Annotated in this window: 6 protein-coding genes and 1 pseudogene; 2 read left to right on the top strand and 5 right to left on the bottom strand. The window is 43.3% G+C overall.

Going from position 1 to position 6,732, the window contains the following annotated elements; translation table 11 throughout:
- Positions 1-347, top strand: a pseudogene (locus tag IQ229_RS07590) (CoA-binding protein); the annotation flags it as partial.
- 288 nt (positions 348-635) lie between these two features.
- Here IQ229_RS07590 and IQ229_RS07585 read toward each other — a convergent pair.
- Positions 636-1,748: a sensor histidine kinase gene (locus IQ229_RS07585; protein ID WP_194042612.1), complete on the bottom strand. Its 1,113-nt coding sequence runs from the start codon at positions 1,746-1,748 to the stop codon at positions 636-638.
- 66 nt (positions 1,749-1,814) lie between these two features.
- Positions 1,815-2,222 (bottom strand): IS200/IS605 family transposase, encoded by a 408-nt coding sequence (gene tnpA, locus IQ229_RS07580; protein ID WP_228013272.1) that lies wholly within the window; start codon positions 2,220-2,222, stop codon positions 1,815-1,817.
- A gap of 24 nt (positions 2,223-2,246) precedes the next feature.
- Here tnpA and IQ229_RS07575 point away from each other — a divergent pair, with 24 nt between their 5' ends.
- The gene (locus tag IQ229_RS07575) at positions 2,247-3,506 is read left to right on the top strand and encodes an RNA-guided endonuclease InsQ/TnpB family protein (RefSeq protein WP_194042610.1); all 1,260 of its coding nucleotides are present in this window, start codon (positions 2,247-2,249) and stop codon (positions 3,504-3,506) included.
- 27 nt (positions 3,507-3,533) lie between these two features.
- On the opposite strand, the gene IQ229_RS07570 is transcribed toward IQ229_RS07575, so the two are convergent.
- From IQ229_RS07570 to cysK, 3 genes are all read right to left on the bottom strand, one after another.
- Positions 3,534-4,244, bottom strand: coding sequence for a response regulator transcription factor (locus IQ229_RS07570; protein WP_194042608.1), 711 nt, complete (start codon positions 4,242-4,244; stop codon positions 3,534-3,536).
- Positions 4,245-4,345: 101 nt separating this feature from the next.
- Complete coding sequence (locus IQ229_RS07565) at positions 4,346-5,041, bottom strand: LabA-like NYN domain-containing protein (protein WP_194042607.1); 696 nt, start codon at positions 5,039-5,041, stop codon at positions 4,346-4,348.
- 694 nt (positions 5,042-5,735) lie between these two features.
- A complete protein-coding gene (gene cysK / locus IQ229_RS07560; protein WP_194042606.1) occupies positions 5,736-6,695 on the bottom strand; it encodes a cysteine synthase A in 960 nt (319 codons plus the stop codon).
- Positions 6,696-6,732 lie beyond the last annotated feature (37 nt).

The following is a 6,732-nucleotide window of genomic DNA, read 5'->3' as shown; positions in this document are numbered from 1 at the left end:
GTGATGCGATCGTCGGTTCCTCATTTTTGCAATGGCTGCAAATTCTCGATGAGGATGAAACCACGCAAGCGATCGTTTTAGTTGGTCAACCTGGTGGTGGTAGTGAAGAAGCAGCAGCACGGTACATTGCTGAGGCAATTGATAAACCAGTAATTGCCTACATTGCAGGTAGACAAGCGCCACCAGGAAAGAGTTGGCGTCAAACTGGGACTTTAGCAACAGTTATCGGACGCGATCCTAACTTTGGCACAGCTCAAAGTAAATTAGCTGCTTTCAAAGAAGCGGAAGTTACAGTAGCAGAACGCCCTTCTCAAATTCCAGAATTATTGCGAAAGGAAATTAACTAATTACTAATTTGTAATTCTTAACTACGAATTACGAATTACGAATTAGTTAGTCAGTCTTGGGAACGATTTTGAGGGAACAGATAGGCGATCGCAGCATAACCCGAAGCACTGAGTAAACTAATTAAAAAAGCAGCCATAATAAAAGTAGACATAATGTTAAACTCTATGCATTTCTAAAATCCTGGCATTCATCAACAAACCAAAATTTTGGATACTTTCAAATTAGCAATTGGGTATGACACAGCCATGACTACCTTATATCAATCCCTCGGAAATCAAGGTTTTGTCTCAAGCCAAAGGCAGAAAAAAGCGAAACGTACTACCAACTCCCAATTCGCTTTCTACCTGAATTTGACCGCCTTGTAATTCAATCAAACGGCGGGAAATAGTTAAACCAATACCAGTACCTCCCGAATGGCGATCGCGCGATTGATCGGCTCGCCAGAAGCGCTCAAACACATGAGGCAAATTTTCTGGAGCGATACCAATGCCTGTATCACTAACCGCAATCCAGAGTTGAGATACGTCAATCCCAACAGCAATGGTAATTGAACCTTCGTTAGTATAACGAACTGCATTACCTAGCAGATTAACCAATACCTGTTCCGTGCGGTCAATATCTGCCAATACAGGAGGTAGCACAGATGGACATTGCAAGAGCAGAACTGGCCCATCTTCCAATAGTTGGTCGGTAAATTTCTCCACTAATGACTCTAACAACGGATACAAATTTACCCGTTGGATATTAATTGGTAGATAACCAGCTTCTGCCTTAGATAATTCTTGTAAATCGTTCACCAACCGCTCTAAGCGCCTAGTTTCTTTAGCTAAACGCCGATAGATTTCAGGAGACGCTTCAATTTCCCCATCAGCCAGTTCTTCCAAGTAACCGCGCACCACAGTTAATGGTGTGCGGAGTTCATGGGTCATGTCTCCAATTACTTCTCGTCGCCGCGCTTCTACCCCTTCTAAACTAGCAGCCATTCGGTTGAAACTAGCACCTAGTGCATTAAGTTCTGGAATGTCAGATACAGGTAGTCGTGCATCCATTTGACCAGCAGCAAATTTTTGGGTGATTTGTTCCATCTCGGTCAATCGCTGCATAATCCGTCTGGACACCCAGTAACTCAATCCTCCGGCGGCGGTACTACCGACTAAGACTGACCAAATAGTGCTGCGCTGCCAAGCAAATTCAAATCCTGTAACCAATTTAGTACGGACATCGATTAAGTTAAACCCCTCACTTTCTAGCCGTTCCAAATGCAGTACAAACAAGCGGGGGGAAGAAATTTTGCTGATGCTCACTAAACTAGCTACCCCCACAATCATTACTACTAAATGGGAGAAAAATAGGCGCTCTCTCAGCCCCATCGCAATTCCTCCGGGGTACTCCCGCCACATCGGTACTCCGATTGGCGGTGACGGGGGATAGGAGGGCTGATTGAGTGGGGGTCAATCCCCCCGAAATCAGCAATCAGGGCTACTTTGTTTCTCAACATAAGATTTAAGTTGTTCAAGGGTAACGCCTCCACACGAGGCAACAAAATACGCACCCGTCCAAAATACTGGTTTGCTGTAGAACTGATTAACGTGTTCATTAAACTCCTTGCGAATTAAACGACTGGATACTGTTTTGAGGTTGTTCACGAGTTTACTTATTTCTACATCCGGGGGGTAACTAATAACCAAGTGAACATGGTCTGACTCTGCGTTGTATTCTGTAACTTCGCTTCTCCACTTAGCGCAAGTGCCTTCAAATATTTCTTGTAGACGATTGAGCATAACTTGGTTAATTACTTTTCTCCGGTACTTGGTGACAAGCACTAAATGAATATTAAGGCTATAAACTGCTCTGTGTCCTATATTGTAAGTCATGCCACCAAATGGTATTATGACTATATGCTACTAACTTATCAGTTCAAACTCAACCCTACTCCCGAACAAGTTGTCATTCTTGAGACTTGGGGCGAGTTGCTGCGTCGTCATTGGAACTACGCACTAGGCGAGAGATTGGACTGGCTAAGGCGTACAAGGTCGCAGATTGACCGATGCAGCTTAGTTTCTGAGCCAATTGGTGAAATACCAGATAAGCCTGATTACTACACACAAGCGTCAAACCTCAAACAAACGAAAGAGCTATTCGCCGACTACAAAAACATCTACGCCGACTGCCAACAACAAAACCTGATGAGGTTAGACAAGGCGTGGAAACGATGGCTAATACCTGACAAGAAAGGCAAGAGAGGGGGGAAACCACGATTTAAAAAGCGTGGTGATATATCTTCGTTTACCTTCCCACGTGTCAACTCACTCAAAGCAGGCGCACACCTAACAGGTAATATCCTCAAACTATCCAAGATTGGTGAGATTGAAGTCATATTACATCGCCCAATTCCAGATGGGTTTGAGATTAAACAGGCAACAATTTTAAATAAGGCTGATGGTTGGTATGTCAGTTTTTCTCTTGAAGATAAAACTGTACCTGAATTGCTGCCGATTGATGAAATCAAAACTGCTACTGGCATAGATGTTGGTCTGGAAAAGTTTTTAACTACTGCTGAAGGGCAAAGTATTGAAGTGCCGCAATATTACCGCAAGGCGCAGTCAACATTAGCGCGTCAGCAGCGCAAGCTTGCACGTAAAGTTAAAGGGTCTAAGAACTATTGCAAACAGGCTAATAAGGTTGCACTTACTCATTTGCACGTTGCAAGACAAAGGAAAGAGTTTCATTATCAAGTTGCTCATTGGTTGGTCAATTCCTATGACTTAATTGTTTTTGAAAACTTGAACATTAGAGGTTTAGCTAGGACACGATTGGGTAAATCAATACTAGATGTTGCGTGGGGTGCATTCCTCCAGATTATGGAAGCAGTAGCGGTAAGACGCGGCAAACATACAACAGGAGTTGACCCCAGAGGGACTAGCATCAATTGTTCGAGTTGTGGTGAGAGGGTCGAGAAAACTTTGTCCGTCCGTGTTCATAGTTGTTCTTGTGGATTGGTCATTGACCGCGATTGGAACAGTGCGTTGAATCTTTTAAAGCGTGGGTCGGTTGGACTACCGATTCCTGGCTGTGGAGGCTTAGACGTTAGTCAGCCCGTGAAGCAGCAAGTCTCTTATGTAAATCTGAGATGCTCCCGCTACACTGCTTGCAGTTAGCGGTGAGAGTTGTCACCTTCATAACATTTACGCTACCAGAGGATCTTCAAATTTATAGCCCACCCCAACAACAGTTTTAATAAAAGTTGGATTTGCCGGATCGGGTTCAATCTTTTTTCGCAACCGAGCTACATGAGTATCTACAACTCGTTCATCGCCAAAAAAATTATCTCCCCAAAGTTTATCAATTAGTTGGGTGCGGTTCCAAACTCGACCAGGATTACTGACAAAGGTGGTTAGCAAGTTAAATTCTAGGGTAGTTAAGTCCAAAATTTCAACATCTTGAGAATTTATCTGGCGACTGGCAGTGCGCTGGTCTACATCGACAATAAAGTGTTGGGTACGATTGACTTGATGTTGTCCCCCTTGGCGGAGGCTACGCCGTAATAGTGCCCGCACCCTAGCTACCAACTCTCTGGGGCTAAAGGGTTTGACCATATAATCATCAGCACCAGTAGATAGACCAATGACGCGATCGATTTCTTCACCCTTAGCCGTGAGCATTAAAATGTAAGGATCTTTTGTACCTGGTTTCTGGCGAATTCGGGCACAAACTTCCAATCCATCCAAACCAGGAATCATTAAATCTAGAATGATTAAATCCGGTGGTTGCTCTTGAAACATCCGCAAAGCATTTAGTCCATCGCGGCTAGTGCGACAAAAAAATCCTTCTTTTTCTAAAGAGAGTTCGATTAAACGAGCAATTTCTGGTTCATCTTCAACTATTAAAATATCCATCTGAAATATAGGGTCGAGCAAAATTGGCAGAGCAAAGACACGGAGACACGGGGATATCTTTCATCGCGTCCCCATGTCTCCCACTCTCCGCCTCTTTTTAATTAGAGGTTTGAATTTGACGACGTGCGATAACTATAGCCAAGATTAGAATCTTTTTGAATGTGTGTTTTAATACTATCGAGATCAATGAAGCAGTCAGCAACATCAATCAAACTTTCACTAGTCGTAGTTTGCAGACTAACTACTTCCACCCGAACCCCCATTCTGCTGACAGCGTTCACAGCATAAGCTAAATCTCCATCGCCACTGACTAAAACCGCTGTATCATAATAAGGAGCTAAAGTTATCATATCTACAGCAATTTCTACGTTCAGATTTGATTTTTTGAAATTCTCTGCTGGTACAACGAGTTCCTTTGCCACTACGCGATAGCCATTGCGACGCATCCACAAGAGAAAACCCTGTTGCTTTTCATTACTGATATCAACCCCAGTATAGAAAAAAGCACGCAATAGTCTGGAACCGCTGGTTAAATGACAAAGCAATTTAACGTAGTCAATTTCTATGCCGAGTTGTAAGGCTGTATGAAACAGGCTTAAGCCATCAATAAAAATAGCAACTCGACCACGATTTAAGTTATTCAAAATCGAACTATCAGGTGCAGGATCTCGCATCTTGGTATCTTTACCTTTGACAGCAGTATCGCTCAAATTTTGCCCTTGCCAATGTGGTTTCGCTTTGAGGACTTTAGATTCCTTAAATTCATTTCTTTGTTTGCTAAAATTAGTTATAATCATTGATACCTCTGATTTTAAAGCTGAAAAAATTTTTGACTAAATTTTCTATAGTATAATCTGTGCTGATTTATAACCTAGCAGGTAATGGTCTTAAGTCACTATATGCAGATAAGTTTAACTGGTGCTAAACAAGATTCAAAATAGACAGCCCAAGGCTTGCACCGTTGTTAGGGTTGATTTAACGAGATATTGCTTCTGCTCACAGATATGTTAATCTTTACCCACCGAGACAGCAAGAGTTTCGAGAAAATAAATCTTTTTGTCAGGGTAGGGACTGCTTTTTAGGTCTGTATTGCACTCAACCCAGAAGCACTATAGGAATCCGGTTTGATTCCTGAATTTACTTGCGTGGGCAGAGAACAGGGAATAGGGAATAGGGAACAGGAAAGAAGGTATAGATCCGTACTGAGTCTTTCAAATAGGAGTCCTATATATCTATAATTGGGTAGGCATGAATTGTAAGACCTGTAATAGGGGCAACCTGACATAAGCAAATTCCGCATAAGAATCCCACGGCTTTTAGGGAGAATGAGCGTAGCAATATTTACGCAGCCGTGGGAGTGCCAAAGAGTTAGAAGCACTAATAATGTAATATGGGATGCGATCGCACTTTAAAAGGTAAGTTGCCTTAATTTATCTAAGAGCCAAATCAGAAGGACAGGGAGGTTGATTACTCTCTTGTCCCCCTGTCTTTTTAACGCACGCCAGCAGTTTCTAAAGACAAATCTTGAAACATGGGTGTGCTGAGGTAACGTTCGCCAAAGGAAGGCTGAATCATCACGATTAAACGTCCGGCATTTTCTGGACGTTTACCGACTTGAATTGCGGCACACAAAGCTGCACCAGAGGATATCCCAGACAATAAGCCTTCTTCTTTTGCCAAACGTCGCCCGAATGCGATCGCTTGTTCATCGCTGACTCTAATTACTTCATCAACCAATTCTAAGCGGAGAACATCGGGGATAAATCCGGCGCCAATACCTTGAATTTTATGTGGCCCGGCTTCACCACCAGAGAGGACTGGGCTATTGCTGGGTTCAACTGCGATCGCTTTAAAAGTCGGTTTGCGCTGTTTGAGTACTTCTGCAATCCCAGTAATCGTCCCACCAGTACCTACCCCAGCAATGACGATATCTACTTCCCCCTCTGTATCTGTCCAAATTTCTTCAGCGGTGGTTTCCTGGTGAACTTTGGGATTCGCAGGGTTGCGGAACTGTTGCAGCATAAAAGCATTGGGAGTATTAGCCACAATTTCTTCAGCTTTGCGAATTGCTCCCCGCATACCCTCAGTTCCTGGTGTCAACTCCAAAGACGCACCATAAGCTCTAAGCATAGCGCGCCGTTCTTGGCTCATTGTCTCTGGCATGGTCAAAATCAAACGGTAGCCACGCGCTGCTGCTACCATTGCTAGAGCAATACCTGTATTACCGGAAGTAGGCTCAACTAAAATGGTCTTTCCTGGGGAAATTGAGCCAGCGGCTTCCGCCGAGAGTACCATACTTAACCCAATGCGGTCTTTCACCGAAGCCGCTGGGTTCATACCTTCTAATTTAACAACTATTCTTGCAACTACTCCCTCAGCTTGAGGAATCTTGTTCAGTTGAACTAAAGGAGTTCGTCCAATTAGTTCTGTTATGTCTTGAGCAATCCGCATTATTTAACCCCTACAATCCTAAATCTTAGTACAGAGT

It is taken from the genome of Nostoc cf. edaphicum LEGE 07299 (assembly GCF_015207245.1).
Taxonomy (GTDB): Bacteria; Cyanobacteriota; Cyanobacteriia; order Cyanobacteriales; family Nostocaceae; genus Nostoc; species Nostoc edaphicum_B.
Note: the sequence above shows the minus strand (reverse complement) of the source record. Positions and strands in the feature narration are given on the sequence as shown.

Excerpts from the sequence above, each read along its gene's own strand:
- IQ229_RS07565 (WP_194042607.1), bottom strand. The coding sequence starts at position 5,041 with ATGATTATAACTAATTTTAGCAAACAAAGAAATGAATTTAAGGAATCT.
- IQ229_RS07570 (WP_194042608.1), bottom strand. The coding sequence starts at position 4,244 with ATGGATATTTTAATAGTTGAAGATGAACCAGAAATTGCTCGTTTAATC.
- tnpA (WP_228013272.1), bottom strand. The coding sequence starts at position 2,222 with ATGACTTACAATATAGGACACAGAGCAGTTTATAGCCTTAATATTCAT.
- cysK (WP_194042606.1), bottom strand. The coding sequence starts at position 6,695 with ATGCGGATTGCTCAAGACATAACAGAACTAATTGGACGAACTCCTTTA.
- IQ229_RS07585 (WP_194042612.1), bottom strand. The coding sequence starts at position 1,748 with ATGTGGCGGGAGTACCCCGGAGGAATTGCGATGGGGCTGAGAGAGCGC.
- IQ229_RS07575 (WP_194042610.1), top strand. The coding sequence starts at position 2,247 with ATGCTACTAACTTATCAGTTCAAACTCAACCCTACTCCCGAACAAGTT.